This window comes from Anaerocolumna aminovalerica (genome assembly GCF_900115365.1).
GTDB lineage: Bacteria > Bacillota > Clostridia > Lachnospirales > Lachnospiraceae > Anaerocolumna > Anaerocolumna aminovalerica.
Map to the genome: position 1 here is coordinate 1 of NZ_FOWD01000007.1, position 13,326 is coordinate 13,326.

The following is a 13,326-nucleotide window of genomic DNA, read 5'->3' on the forward strand; positions in this document are numbered from 1 at the left end:
GGCCATAAGGATGTTCAGACTACTTTGGATATCTACGCTGACTGCACCGAGGACAAGAAGAAGGAAGTCATCAAGAACATGGAAGATAAGATTTTTGTATTGTAAAAGTGCCTGTGAAAACAGTGCATATTTTTCACACAAAATACCATACGTCTTAGTCCATAGAGCAACCGTCTTTTTAGGTTTGACGCACCCGGTACCACACGTTAAGACATCACCACGGAACGGGATGTAAAGAGTCGGGAAACGCTAGATGGATTAAGGCGGAATATAGAGGAGCAGGGTGGAACGGAGTGTACAAAAACCCCAAATCCGTCCCGACAATGAAAACATTATAGTATTACTTGTATTATTTATAATATAATAAAATTTTCAAAAAAGCCGGACAGATATAGAAGTGCAATCGGAAGATTGATCTATAACTGTCCGGCTTTTGGCAACCTAATAAACTTTTGAGTAGTAGTATTAACCAGAGATATTGACTAATGTATACAATTGTAATACAATATACTGGATAATTTATGTAGATTGGAGGTTTACCCCTGTATGTCTGATAATAAAAAATTATTTATTCCACCCAAAAAATTCAAGGGTGAAACATCAGTAATATCTTCACGTCTCCCCAATGATATGATAAAAACTATTGATGAAATAGCGGAATATACTGGGAGAAACCGTAATGAGGTAATAATGATGTGTCTTGAATATGCAATCATTAACATTGACACTGATTTGATGAAAGGAGATGAATAAATGCAAAAGAAAACATTTACATATTTTATATATCTTATCTTTATCGTAGTTTACTCTGCTCTTTCATTTATTCTTGTCAAAGAAAAAACCAATATATTTTGGTGGGGCTATTTATTTTTTGTTCTGGCTATACTTATTTCCGCAGTTTTAACTGTTATTAGCGTCCAGAAGCTTAGCTCGGCTTTTCCTATTGAATTATCGCTAATTACTTTTTCTTATGTTTATGTAGTAATTACATTTTTGGTTAATTTCATTTTCGGAAAGGTGTTTGTACTATCTTTTAGTAAATTTATAAGCATTCATATTGCCTGTTTAGGCCTGTTTGCTATCATAACGATTCTGTTGATGCTGACCAAAGGATTGGTAGTGAAGCAGAATAATGAAGTGAAAGTACAATTACGGGAATTGCAGCCTCTTATTCAGGAAGTTGAGAAAATTAAATCAAAATTACCTGACTTATCTGCCAATATTCGAACTCCTGTTGTCAAGATGATTGATAAGGTTGCCGATAGGATACGTTTTTCCGAGTATTCATCAGAAGAAGACATTGTAGAAATAGATAACAGGATACGGACTAAATTAGGGGAACTTCAGAATGAAGTTTTTAATATGGTGGAAAAACAATCTGAAAATACAAAAAATATAGAATCATATGTAAACAGCATTCTCCAACTGGTGGATAACAGGAATTCGCAGATTATTTCCACAAAAAGTGGTATATAACGGAGGGTAGAAAATGGCTATTGTAGAAGTAATAAAATATAATGGAGGGCCGGATGTTTTTGCCTGGAAATATCCCAGTGAAGAACTTGGTACCTGGACACAGCTGATTGTAAATGAATCCCAGGAAGCAGTTCTGTTTAAGGGTGGTAAGGCTTTGGATGTATTCAAAAGCGGAAGACATACCCTGGACACAGCCAATATTCCGGTTCTAAACAAGATAATCAATATACCTTTTGGAAGCAGATCACCATTTACCGCAGAGGTATGGTTTATTAATAAAGTTTATTCTTTAGATATTAAATGGGGAACGGCATCTCCCATTCAGCTGCAAGATCCTAAATATCAGGTTTTTGTTCCTCTTAGAGCATTTGGACAGTTTGGAGTAAAGATTGATAATTCCAAGCAATTCCTTGTAAAATTGGTTGGTACACTTCCTCTATTTGATAAAGCAAGCATGGTTAAATATTTCAGAGGACTGTATTTAACTAAAGTAAAAGATGCGATCTCCACGTATCTGATACATAAGCAAATCAGTATAATGGAAATTAACGCATATATTGAAGAACTTTCAGCATTTCTTCAGGAGCGTATGGCACCGGTTCTTGAGGAATACGGAATCAGCCTTGTAAACTTCTATGTAAATGATATTAGCGTTCCGGAAGATGATCCGGCTGTAAAGCAGTTAAAGAGTGCCCTTGCCAAGAAGGCTGAAATGAATATTATTGGCTACAACTATCAGCAGGAACGTTCTTTCAATACCCTGGAAGGTGCAGCTAAGAATCCCGGAACATCTTCTCAGCTTATGGGAGCAGGTATGGGACTTGGTATGGGTGTCACAATGGGTGGAGCAGTTGGAGGTCAGTTTGGCGGCATATCCCAGCATCTGAATACGGCTGCACCTGAAACTAAAGTATGTCCTAACTGTAATTCTATAATGGAAAAGGCAAAGCGATTCTGTTCAGATTGTGGTTTTGATACACAGGAAAAAACTAATAAAGGAAAAAAAGATACTATAATTTGCAACAATTGCGGTACAGAATTTAAGAATACCATGAAGTTTTGCCCTGAGTGCGGTGATAGATATAATCCATGTCCGAAATGCGGAGCAGATCTTGATGATGGGGTAACCACCTGTCCGAAGTGCAATTATGAACTTCCAACTCCATGCCCAAAATGCGGAGCGAATATTCCAAACAAGAACGCTCGGTTCTGCCCGGAATGCGGAGTTTCTCTATTAAAAACTTGCCCCGGCTGTAAAGCACCTATTAGTGGAAATCCGAAATTCTGTCCTGATTGCGGAACAAAACTGGAATAAGAGCGGGTAAAATTACAGCAGAAATTCTTGCTGCTGTAATTACATATGTTACTGATAATGCAAACAAAACACAAAAGTAAACGGTATAGATAATAACGATAATGGGAGGCATATAAATGGCTATGACGGATTCACAGAAAGCAATAATAAAGTGCAAAAGTACGGGAATAATCCAGACTATTCTTGGATGGATTATTGCGGTATTCTGCGGTTTTTGTACTATTGTTGGTGTTACCCAGATATCAGAATCTTTTGACGTGGCAATGGTGCTTATTTTTCTTGCTTTTACCGCAGGTGGTGTCTCACTTATTCGTAAAGGTAAGAAGAAAAAGAAACTTTTAAAGATATATCAAGACTATAGCACGCGGCTAGCTACTGACGCAACAAAATCTATCGACCTTTTAGCAACCTCGGTAGGAAAACCTGTAGATGCAGTAAGAAAAGATGTTGTTACCATGATTAATATGGGTTTATTTCCTAATTGTTATATCAACCAGGAGAGAAACTGCATTGTATTCTCCCAGATTGGTACAGCCGCCACATATACTACCAGTCCCATTCACCAGCAGGTCAATACTCCCGGAGTTGAATTTGTAACGGTTAAATGCCCCGGTTGCGGTGCCACAAACAAAATTACAAGAAACACTGTAAATGAATGTGAGTATTGCGGTGCGCAAATCTCTGATAAGTAAGGCGGTAAAATATGGGCAATATGAGTACATATAATAAAAAGTCCATTTCTTGGGGCAGTATTATATTGATGTTTTTCTTGTTCTTTCCAATTGGGATTTTTATGCTTGTAAAAAAGATGACTACAGAGAAATTGAATTATGCTAATAATGGCAAATCCCTTCAAAGGTTAGGATGGGTACTTTTCAGTATTGGATGTATCTACATTTTTACGGGTTCTTCCCTTGATTTTCAAGGGGAAGATGAAAGGAACGCAGTCGAAGCGTTAATTTTTTTGATAATATTGTTTAATGGCAGTGGTCTGCTCTGCATATTCAAAGGTAAGAAATACGTCAAACTGGCACGTAAATTTAACCGCTATTCTGCCATCGTAAATGCAAACATTGACCACAGCATAGATAATATTGCCGCAGAGTATCCTGTTGATTACGAAACGGCGTGTAAAGATTTACAGCTTATGCTTGATATAGGATACTTCCCAGACTCTTATCTTGATCTTAGCGGGAGAGAATTAATCACGCCACAAAAATGGCAACAGCCGGTTAAGGTGATGTTTTATGAATCTACTCCCCAAACAGTACAACCAAACCCAGTACAGCCAAACCCAGTACAGCCAAGAATAGTCAAATGTCCCAACTGTGGTGCAACTAACACGTTGAAGCCTAATGCTCCAAATGAGTGCGAGTACTGTGGATCTCCAATTTAGCATCTGTGGGTAAAATCTGTATTGGAGACTATCATTATTAACCATAACCTGATTTAAAAAGTATAGGATTATAGCGAGTTTAATTTATAACATAAATCAATAAGAAACTGTCTTTTAGTTAATGAAACTGGGAGACAGTTTTTGATTTAATAGAATAGAATTCATTGCAGATTACATCAGTTATGCTATAATAAAATGCAATAGTAATCTCATATTTAAACTATATAATTGAAACAAGAGAGGAATACTAAGTGAAAAGGAATGTTAGCCTTAATGAAATATCCGATGGTAGACTATATGATTTAAATGACTTGGTAGAGGCAAGCTGTAATGGCTGTAAGGGAGCTGCTGTGTGCTGTCATGGAATGGGGAATTCTATTATTCTGGATCCTTATGATATATACCGGTTAACTACGAATCTAAATCTTACCTTTGAAGAATTATTGATTGATAAAATAGAATTAAATGTGGTAGATGGTGTTATATTACCAAATCTTAAGATGGCAGGTCTTCGTGAGGGCTGTTCATTTCTGGGGCAGGAAGGGAAATGCAGTATCCACCCTTACCGACCGGGTATTTGCAGAATATTTCCCCTTGGAAGGGTTTATGATAATCATGATTTTAAATATTTTTTACAGACCAATGAATGCGAAAATCTTTCAAAAACCCAAATAAGAGTCAGTAAGTGGATTGATACACCGGAGCCAGAGAGAAATAAGCAGTTTTTGATAGATTGGCATTATCTTTTAAATGATGTTGAAAATATAATAAAGAACACACAGGATGAAAATCTGATAAGAAATATGAACATGTACATACTAAATAGCTTTTATGTAAAGAAATATACTACAGATATGGAGTTCTATATACAATTTAGTCAAAGACTAAGTACAATTCGAAAGGTATTGTAATTATCAGCTCCAATAAAAGTGAAAAAATACAGTGAGAAATGAGGAAAATGAAGGATGAAATTAATGATAGCTTCCGATATACACGGTTCATCATATTATTGTAAGCTTATGTTAGAGGCTTTTGAAAGAGAAAAGGCAGACCGGCTGCTATTATTGGGTGACATATTATATCATGGACCCCGTAATGATTTACCAAGGGAATATGCTCCTAAAGAGGTGCTTGCCATGTTAAACGGTATGAAAGACAGAATACTGTGTGTGCGAGGCAACTGTGACACAGAGGTGGATCAGATGGTTTTAGAGTTTCCCATTATGGCGGATTATGCTGTTGTTATGATTGGGAATCATATAATTTATGCCACTCACGGTCATAATTATAATGAAACGAATCTGCCGCCTCTGCAAAATGGAAATATTCTTTTGAATGGTCACACCCATGTACCAAAATATATAGTACATGAAAATTATATATATATGAATCCGGGCTCTATATCCATACCAAAAGAAAATAGCTGCAATAGTTATATGATAATAGATGGGAATAGGTTTGTATGGAAGAACCTTGAAAATGGAACGGAATATTTGGAATATAAAGAATAGTGCATAAGATACTTATAAGGGAAAAAGGAATAACTTAGCTTAAAAATAGCAGAGGAGGTTTAGCATGAAGATCTTAGTAGTAATTGATATGCAGAATGATTTTATTGATGGTGCCTTAGGAACAAAGGAAGCAGTTGAGATACTCTCAAATGTAGGACAAAAGATAGATGAATATCGTAAATCCGGACATCCGGTTATATTTACAAGAGATACCCACCAGGAGAATTATTTAGATACACAGGAAGGCAGGAATCTACCGGTTCCTCATTGTATTTATAATACAAAAGGCTGGCAGATATCTGAAGTATTGGAAGTTGCAGATTCTGCAACAATAGATAAACCTACCTTTGGATCTGCCAAACTGGCACAATATATACAATCTAAGTATCCGGATCAGGATTTAGAGATTGAACTAATCGGATTGTGTACAGATATCTGCGTTATATCCAACGCGATGATTTTAAAGGCTTTCTTTCCAGAAGCAAGAATTAGTGTTGATGCATCTTGTTGTGCAGGAGTAACACCCAGCAGCCACAAGACTGCATTAGAAGCAATGAAAGTGTGTCAGATTTCAATTTTAAATGAAACTTTATAAAAATTTATAAATGATATGGCGGAAACAGTGAAGCAGCGGGAATACTGTAGTAGAAGGCGTATCATTCTAGAACTGAAAAGTGCATGTATGATAATTGGATAAAATCTATGAGGATAAAAGTAAATACATTAACAATGTGATATTGACCTTTTATTTACATGGATTTAATAATAAATCATCATGCGCTTTTGTTTTTATTTAAAGAAAAATTAAACAAATAGTAATTGATTCTTAAAAATAGTGCTCGAAAATAACGGTTACATATGTTATAATGTATCATGATATTGTAAAAGCATAAGTATACCATTAATTAGGCAATAATTAAATTAAAGAATATTATGTTAAGCTGTTATATGGGCATAAAGAGATGATGATAATGGAAAAGAGAGGTTATCATGTTAAATAATGAAAAGATAAATGTTATGTCAAGACTTGCTTTATATGAACAAAAGAATAAGGAAGATATTAGTATGAGCAAATACTATAAAACCGACTATATTCGTTTGCAAGTGTTGAAAACAGTGGTAAGTGTTACCCTGGGATATTTTTTAATTCTTCTCATGATCGGTATTTATAAAGCAGAATATATTATCAGTAAGGCAGTAACTCTGGATTACGTAGGAATAGGTAAAATTATTTTAACTATTTATATACTACTTTTATTTGCGTATACAATAATTACAATACTTGTATGCTCATATAAATACGATAAATCTAGAAGAAATTTAGCCGGGTATTATAAATTTCTGAAAAGACTGGACCGAATCTATCAGGAAGGACAAATAGACGAATAGTCATCAGACTAGGTCTATTATGACATCTTCAGAAAAGAGGAAAAATAATAATGATGAATATTTTAGTTTTTCGAGAAAGATTAAGAGGTTTGTATCAAAAGTATGAACTTTATATTGATCCTATAATTAAATTTGTGGTTGCTTTTATTGTGTTTCAGCTTATTAATTCTTCTATTGGTTATGATATAAGACTGAAAAAGTTACCCATTGTATTATTGCTGTCTTTACTTAGTGCCTTTACACCATCAGGTGTTTTGATTTTACTTGCTATTTTAATGTCCATCGGTCATGTGTATGCCATGTCTAAAATATTGTCCATAATTATTATTCTGATTGTACTAATTATTTACAGCCTGTTTTTGCGGTATACTCCAAAGTTAGGATATGTAGTTCTTGCAATTCCTATCCTTTACCTGCTGAAGATACCTTATGTTGTACCCATTGTATTGGGGCTATTTGCAGCACCCATTACTATTATACCTACAAGCTGTGGAGTAATAGTATATTATTTATTTAAAATAATTAAGGATGCGCAAAATCTGCAAGTAGAGGCTTCGGTTGAAGATACGCTGCAGCTCTATACTAATGTAGCCAATCAATTAGTGGCCAATAAGCAACTTTTTGTAACAATAATTATCTTTGCATGTATTATTGTTGTTACGTATATAGTAAGACGTATGAAATTTGATTATGCCCATGAAATTGCTGTTGTTGCAGGTGCATTAACATGTATTTTGGGATTTTTAATCAGTAATTTATTTTTTGACATTGACAATCAGATTGGAGTTATGATACTGGGAACGTTGGTCTCAGGTATTCTGGGGATTGTCATACAGTTTTTCCATTTAGCATTAGATTATACGGGCGTGGAATATGTTCAATTTGAAGACGAAGACTACTATTACTATGTGAAAGCGGTTCCAAAGATAAATGTAACAACACCCCAAATTAATGTGAAGAGAATTAATCCTCAGAAAAAGTATAGCATGAAGGATGCAATTAAAGGGAGAAACAATTTAGAAAACAGAATTCGTGAAGAAGATGAGGATGAGGATTACGAAGAAGACCAGGAATATATTGACTACGGAATAGATCGAAACGGTGATGGGAAATAATATTAAGTGAAGTGGGTGTTACAAGATGGACGTAATAATAAGTTTTTTTAAAGATTATGTAGCATGGTTATCCTTACCTAAAATATGGATTACAGACATTATTGAGATATTAATCATAGCTTTTGTAATATACCATGTCATACGTTGGGTTAAACAGACCCGTGCATGGATGTTATTGAAAGGGCTTATTGTGCTGCTTGGACTTTGGTTTGTAGCCACCATATTAAACTTGGACGTTATCATCTATATATTCTATAAATCCATTAATGTAGGTATTATTGCTTTGATTATTATTTTCCAGCCTGAGTTTAGAAAAGCTCTTGAAAAACTGGGACAGAATAATATTATGACACCTATTTTTTACTTTAGTGATTCCAAAGATAAGAATGAACGTTTCTCCAATGAGTCCTTAAATGCTATTGTAAAGGCAACTTTTCAATTGGCAAAAACCAAAACAGGGGCATTGGTTGTAATAGAAAAAGATGTTACACTATATGATTTTGAAAAAACTGGAATAGCAATAGACTCATTAGTAAGCAGTCAGCTATTAATAAATATTTTTGAGCACAATACACCATTACACGATGGTGCAGTTATTATTCGTGGAAACCGAATTGCTGCAGCTACCTGTTATCTTCCCTTATCTGATAATATGCAGATAAGTAAAGACCTGGGAACCAGACATAGAGCCGCCGTTGGTATCAGCGAAGCCAGCGACAGTTTAACAATTATAGTATCTGAAGAAACCGGTAAAGTATCTATTGCTATGGGAGGTACTCTAATACGTAATGTGGATGGGGATTATTTAAAGAGCCAGCTTGTAGCAATGCAGAATAGGGTAGCAGATGTTAAGAAAATCAAGTTATGGAAAAGAAGATTTAAGCCTGGAAAAGATAATATTCAGGCTAACAATCAAAGCAATGTCACTGATAAGCAAGTGAATCGCTGGAAAGAGGATGAACATGAAAGAAAAGTTGACTAGAAACACCGGTCTTAAAATTCTATCATTAGCTTTAGCATTCCTTATTTGGGTAGTTATTTTAAACGTGGATGATCCGGCTACTACTTCAACTATTAAAGATGTTCCTGTAACAAGAATAAATGAAAATGCCATTATATCCAGAGACAAGGTATATGATGTTGTTTCAGGGGAAACAGTAGATGTTAAAGTAAAAGGGAAACGCTCCATTATTGACAAATTAAAAAAAGAGGATTTCCGGGCAGTGGCAGACTTATCTAAATTATCTCTAACCTATGCGGTACCTATTGATGTTAGCCTTCCAAGATATCCTGAGGTTGAAATCAGTCAAAAAGTAATGACTATGGAAGTCAACCTTGAGAATCGGATTACGGAACAATTCCGAGTTGATGTAGTAGAAAAGGGAAACGTGGCACCGGGATATTATATATCCGCTAAAACTGCACGGCCCAATATAATACAAGTATCCGGAGCAGAGTCCGTTATAAAGAAAATCAATGAAGTAGTGGTGGAAGTTAACGTTACGAATCGGGATGAATCTTTTGGAGAAAAGGAAATCATACCGAAAGTATATGATAAGAATGGATCTCTGATGGATTCCAGCAAAATGACCTTTAATTTTGAAAAAGTGGATGTAAGTGTTACTCTTTTAAATACAAAAACAGTCAAATTATGGGTAGAGATTAAAGGAACCCCCTATTATGGATATGAATTTGTGGGTTTTGACTATGAACCAAAACAGGTTGTTATTGCAGGAAAGCAGGAGGAACTTGATAAAGTTCCATATATTACGGCAGTTTATAATATTAATAACAGACGTGCTGATATAGAAGATGAGATCGATATTAAAGACTATATTACAGAAGATGTAATTTTAATTGATGAAAATCAAAACGCAGTTATCAATATAGATATAGAAAAGATAGAAAGCAAAGAAATAAGTTTTAATTCAAATGAAATAGAACTTCGTAATGTTCCTTATGGAACTGTAGCCACCATAGATAATTCCTCTTTGGTTTATGCGAAAGTAAGCGGAACTAAGGGTGAATTAAACGAAATTAGTAAGGGCGATATAAAGCCTTACATAGATTTATCTGGTGCCGGTGTAGGAACAGAAGTTCATAATATTCAATTTGATTCTTCCATAAAAGATAAAGTTAGCTTATCAAATCCAGGTATTAGTGTAACTTTAGCTTACGACGATTGATTTGCTAATTAATAATTAAAGACGGTTTATAGGAGGTTGAGCAATGGTAAGTAGTAAGGTTGTAGTGAATAACCCAACCGGAATACATTTAAGACCAGCTGGTCTGCTATGCCAAATTGCATTACAGTTTAAGTCTAAAATTGATATAAAATTTAATGAGACAACTGCTAATGCCAAAAGCGTTTTGAGTGTATTGGGTGCCTGTGTGAAAACAGGTGACGAAATCGAAATACTTTGTGAAGGTGAAGATGAAGAGGAGGCATTAAGGACTTTAGTAAAAGCCATTGAAGATGGGCTTGGAGAGTGAAGAATCCTATAAATCAGAGTAAAATTCCAATGTAAAATATTTGTGTCATTCCAAGTTTGATAAAACCTGGAATGACATTTTTAGTGTAAAGATAAAATACTTCAGTATGTTTTTACAGACTATTTGTATAGCGTGAACTGCTGCATCCGTATGTTTACAAAAATAACATTTGGGGTGCGGTTTATATTTATTATAAAACTTTTTTCCAATAGACTCTTATTTTTTTGAGTAATTATTTGAAAATATGAAACATATCGTATATATATGAATTAACCATTATCCTTAAAATTAAAATAGTATAGAAAATATATAAAATATCTTGAATGGTAAATTTTTAAAATTAGTAGTTGATTAATAAATATACCGGTGTTATAATGGAGAACAAATTACAAAACACCACGTAATAAATGGCTTAAATTCTCTGTAATATAAAGGGCAGCAAATTCTAAATCATATGAATCTGTTCTTGAAATGTATTCATAAGGCATGTTTCCGGAATAAATTCATAGAACAAATTTATAGTGAAAGAGAAAAGTCATTAAAGTGTAATCAGCAGAAAGGGATTGATAAGGATGGGGCTAGAATAGACAAAGCCAAATTATTCATTGTAAAAAAATACAGCGTGATATATCGACTCCAAAGCATAATCTACTAGTATATCTATTAAAGTAGTTTGTTTAATTATGCATTTATAAATTTAATTTATGGGAGGATATTATCATGATGAATTATAAGAGATATAAAAGAATACCGGTTGTTCAATTTCCGGAAAGACAGTGGCCTAATAAGCAAATTGAGAAAGCACCCATATGGTGTAGTGTTGATTTAAGAGACGGCAATCAGGCTTTAATTGAGCCTATGGTAGTAGAAGAAAAGGTTGAGTTTTTTAACCTGTTGGTTAAGTTAGGTTTTAAGGAAATTGAAGTGGGATTCCCATCTGCATCCCAAATAGAATATGATTTTTTAAGACAATTAGTAGATAGAAAATTAATACCCGATGATGTTACTGTTCAAGTATTGGTTCAATGCCGGGAGCACTTGTTAAAGAGAACCTTTGAAGCATTAGAGGGAGTAAAGAATGCCATTATTCATATTTATAATTCCACATCTTCCCTTCAGCGTGATGTGGTTTTCCATATGGATAGAGAAGAGATTAAAGAAATAGCTGTTAGCGGAGCTAGGTTAGTTAAAGAATATGCAAAAGATTTTCCCGGAAAAATTACTCTGGAATATTCTCCTGAAAGCTTTACCGGAACTGAATTGGATTTTGCTTTAGAGATATGTACAGCAGTACAGGAAGTATGGCAGCCCACACCTGATAATAAGATTATTTTCAATTTACCTTCAACGGTTGAAATGACCACTCCAAATGTTTATGCGGACCGAATTGAGTGGATGAACAGGAATTTTAAAGACAGAGATAGTATTATATTAAGCGTTCATCCTCATAATGACAGAGGTTCCGGAGTAGCCAGTGCGGAATTAGCTATTCTTGCAGGGGCGGAAAGAGTGGAAGGAACCTTATTTGGCAATGGAGAGAGAACCGGTAACGTGGATATAATTAATATTGCTTACAATATGTTCTCTCAGGGAATTGATCCAAATTTAAATCTGGAAAATATAAATGAAATTATAGAAGTATACGAACGATGTTGTAAAATACAAGTTCATGTAAGACATCCATATGCAGGTAAACTGGTATTCACAGCATTTTCCGGTTCACATCAGGATGCCATTAATAAAGGACTTAAGGCAATGCATGAAAGGAAGAGTCCTGTTTGGGAGATTCCTTATCTTCCCATTGACCCTTCCGATATTGGCAGAAAATACGAGCCTATTGTTCGTATTAACAGCCAGTCCGGCAAAGGTGGAGTTGCCTTTATTATGGAAACCTATTTTGGCTACAAGCTGCCTAAAGGAATGCACAAAGAATTTGCAGATATTATTCAAGTTATGTCTGAGAAAAAAGGTGAAATTGCACCAGAACAGATTATGGAGGCCTTTAAGATCAATTATCTGGATAAGAAAGAGCCCTTACATTTTAGAAAATGCAAATTTGAAGACTTATCCGATTCTGATAATTCTTTTGACACTATGGTAACTGTTTTATATACCAATCATGGTGTCCAGAAAACCTTTGAATCTACTGGAAATGGTCCTATTGATGGAGTACTGAAAGGGTTACAAAAAGAATTGGGTATTAGCATAAAAGTGCTGGACTACTCCGAACATGCATTGGGAGAAGGAGCTCATGCACAGGCAGCAGCTTATGTTCACCTGATGGATAATACGACTGGTAAAACGGTCTTTGGTGTAGGTCAAAGTTCTAACATTACGAGAGCTTCCATTCGGGCTATCTTTAGTGCTTTGAATAGGTTGAATGAAGAATAGATAGGCGCTGGAAAATGTGAAGATTCTCGATGTGAAAATTTAAGACTCCTTTAGTGTAGAGAGAACGTCAAAGATGCTTATTAGACGTAGAGATAGAAAAAAAGATGCAAATTTATGATATTACAAATGAACAATCAGTAAAAAGTTTTTAGAGATAAGATTAAGTTGATGGAATCATAAGAAAATTGAACAAATTATTGATGAAAAACTGTATTTCTTGACTTGAAGATGATAAATTTT

Annotated in this window: 14 protein-coding genes; all 14 read left to right on the forward strand. The window is 34.7% G+C overall.

The features are described from left to right. Nucleotides 1–546: 546 nt before the first annotated feature. The 14 genes from BM183_RS05545 to leuA all read left to right on the forward strand — a co-directional run bounded on the left by BM183_RS05545 (nucleotide 547) and on the right by leuA (nucleotide 13,086). A complete protein-coding gene (locus tag BM183_RS05545) occupies nucleotides 547–753 on the forward strand; it encodes a ribbon-helix-helix domain-containing protein (RefSeq protein ID WP_091685102.1) in 207 nt (68 codons plus the stop codon). Beyond that, complete coding sequence (locus tag BM183_RS05550; protein ID WP_091685104.1) at nucleotides 754–1,476, forward strand: hypothetical protein; 723 nt, start codon at nucleotides 754–756, stop codon at nucleotides 1,474–1,476. A gap of 13 nt (nucleotides 1,477–1,489) precedes the next feature. Beyond that, entirely contained in the window at nucleotides 1,490–2,791 is a 1,302-nt protein-coding gene (locus tag BM183_RS05555; RefSeq protein ID WP_091685105.1) for an SPFH domain-containing protein, read from the forward strand. A 116-nt stretch (nucleotides 2,792–2,907) separates the two neighbouring features. Next, entirely contained in the window at nucleotides 2,908–3,483 is a 576-nt protein-coding gene (locus BM183_RS05560; protein ID WP_091685106.1) for a PCI domain-containing protein, read from the forward strand. A gap of 11 nt (nucleotides 3,484–3,494) precedes the next feature. Beyond that, the gene (locus BM183_RS05565) at nucleotides 3,495–4,187 is read left to right on the forward strand and encodes a TFIIB-type zinc ribbon-containing protein (RefSeq protein ID WP_091685107.1); all 693 of its coding nucleotides are present in this window, start codon (nucleotides 3,495–3,497) and stop codon (nucleotides 4,185–4,187) included. Nucleotides 4,188–4,438: 251 nt separating this feature from the next. Then, on the forward strand, nucleotides 4,439–5,098 hold the full coding sequence (locus BM183_RS05570) for a YkgJ family cysteine cluster protein (RefSeq protein ID WP_091685109.1): 660 nt from the start codon (nucleotides 4,439–4,441) through the stop codon (nucleotides 5,096–5,098). 54 nt (nucleotides 5,099–5,152) lie between these two features. Continuing rightward, a complete protein-coding gene (yfcE, locus tag BM183_RS05575; RefSeq protein WP_091685110.1) occupies nucleotides 5,153–5,698 on the forward strand; it encodes a phosphodiesterase in 546 nt (181 codons plus the stop codon). Nucleotides 5,699–5,762: 64 nt separating this feature from the next. Beyond that, on the forward strand, nucleotides 5,763–6,293 hold the full coding sequence (locus BM183_RS05580; RefSeq protein WP_091685111.1) for a cysteine hydrolase family protein: 531 nt from the start codon (nucleotides 5,763–5,765) through the stop codon (nucleotides 6,291–6,293). A 395-nt stretch (nucleotides 6,294–6,688) separates the two neighbouring features. Continuing rightward, nucleotides 6,689–7,087: a hypothetical protein gene (locus BM183_RS05585; protein ID WP_091685113.1), complete on the forward strand. Its 399-nt coding sequence runs from the start codon at nucleotides 6,689–6,691 to the stop codon at nucleotides 7,085–7,087. A gap of 50 nt (nucleotides 7,088–7,137) precedes the next feature. After that, nucleotides 7,138–8,202 carry a hypothetical protein gene (locus tag BM183_RS05590; RefSeq protein ID WP_091685115.1) on the forward strand — a complete coding sequence of 355 codons (1,065 nt, stop codon included), beginning with the start codon at nucleotides 7,138–7,140 and terminating at the stop codon, nucleotides 8,200–8,202. Between the two features lie 25 nt (nucleotides 8,203–8,227). Next, the gene (cdaA, locus tag BM183_RS05595; protein WP_091685117.1) at nucleotides 8,228–9,184 is read left to right on the forward strand and encodes a diadenylate cyclase CdaA; all 957 of its coding nucleotides are present in this window, start codon (nucleotides 8,228–8,230) and stop codon (nucleotides 9,182–9,184) included. Beyond that, entirely contained in the window at nucleotides 9,165–10,388 is a 1,224-nt protein-coding gene (locus BM183_RS05600; RefSeq protein WP_170847901.1) for a CdaR family protein, read from the forward strand. Before cdaA ends, BM183_RS05600 begins: the two co-directional genes overlap by 20 nt. A 43-nt stretch (nucleotides 10,389–10,431) precedes the next feature. Next, nucleotides 10,432–10,695: an HPr family phosphocarrier protein gene (locus tag BM183_RS05605; protein WP_091685121.1), complete on the forward strand. Its 264-nt coding sequence runs from the start codon at nucleotides 10,432–10,434 to the stop codon at nucleotides 10,693–10,695. 720 nt (nucleotides 10,696–11,415) lie between these two features. After that, nucleotides 11,416–13,086: a 2-isopropylmalate synthase gene (gene leuA, locus BM183_RS05610; RefSeq protein ID WP_091685123.1), complete on the forward strand. Its 1,671-nt coding sequence runs from the start codon at nucleotides 11,416–11,418 to the stop codon at nucleotides 13,084–13,086. The last annotated feature ends 240 nt before the right edge of the window (nucleotides 13,087–13,326 follow it).

What these genes read in the sequence shown, in the direction of transcription:
- BM183_RS05545 (WP_091685102.1), top strand. Translation starts at nt 547, where the DNA reads ATGTCTGATAATAAAAAATTATTTATTCCACCCAAAAAATTCAAGGGT.
- BM183_RS05550 (WP_091685104.1), top strand. Translation starts at nt 754, where the DNA reads ATGCAAAAGAAAACATTTACATATTTTATATATCTTATCTTTATCGTA.
- BM183_RS05600 (WP_170847901.1), top strand. Translation starts at nt 9,165, where the DNA reads ATGAAAGAAAAGTTGACTAGAAACACCGGTCTTAAAATTCTATCATTA.
- BM183_RS05560 (WP_091685106.1), top strand. Translation starts at nt 2,908, where the DNA reads ATGGCTATGACGGATTCACAGAAAGCAATAATAAAGTGCAAAAGTACG.
- cdaA (WP_091685117.1), top strand. Translation starts at nt 8,228, where the DNA reads ATGGACGTAATAATAAGTTTTTTTAAAGATTATGTAGCATGGTTATCC.
- leuA (WP_091685123.1), top strand. Translation starts at nt 11,416, where the DNA reads ATGATGAATTATAAGAGATATAAAAGAATACCGGTTGTTCAATTTCCG.
- BM183_RS05605 (WP_091685121.1), top strand. Translation starts at nt 10,432, where the DNA reads ATGGTAAGTAGTAAGGTTGTAGTGAATAACCCAACCGGAATACATTTA.
- yfcE (WP_091685110.1), top strand. Translation starts at nt 5,153, where the DNA reads ATGAAATTAATGATAGCTTCCGATATACACGGTTCATCATATTATTGT.
- BM183_RS05555 (WP_091685105.1), top strand. Translation starts at nt 1,490, where the DNA reads ATGGCTATTGTAGAAGTAATAAAATATAATGGAGGGCCGGATGTTTTT.
- BM183_RS05585 (WP_091685113.1), top strand. Translation starts at nt 6,689, where the DNA reads ATGTTAAATAATGAAAAGATAAATGTTATGTCAAGACTTGCTTTATAT.
- BM183_RS05565 (WP_091685107.1), top strand. Translation starts at nt 3,495, where the DNA reads ATGGGCAATATGAGTACATATAATAAAAAGTCCATTTCTTGGGGCAGT.
- BM183_RS05580 (WP_091685111.1), top strand. Translation starts at nt 5,763, where the DNA reads ATGAAGATCTTAGTAGTAATTGATATGCAGAATGATTTTATTGATGGT.
- BM183_RS05590 (WP_091685115.1), top strand. Translation starts at nt 7,138, where the DNA reads ATGATGAATATTTTAGTTTTTCGAGAAAGATTAAGAGGTTTGTATCAA.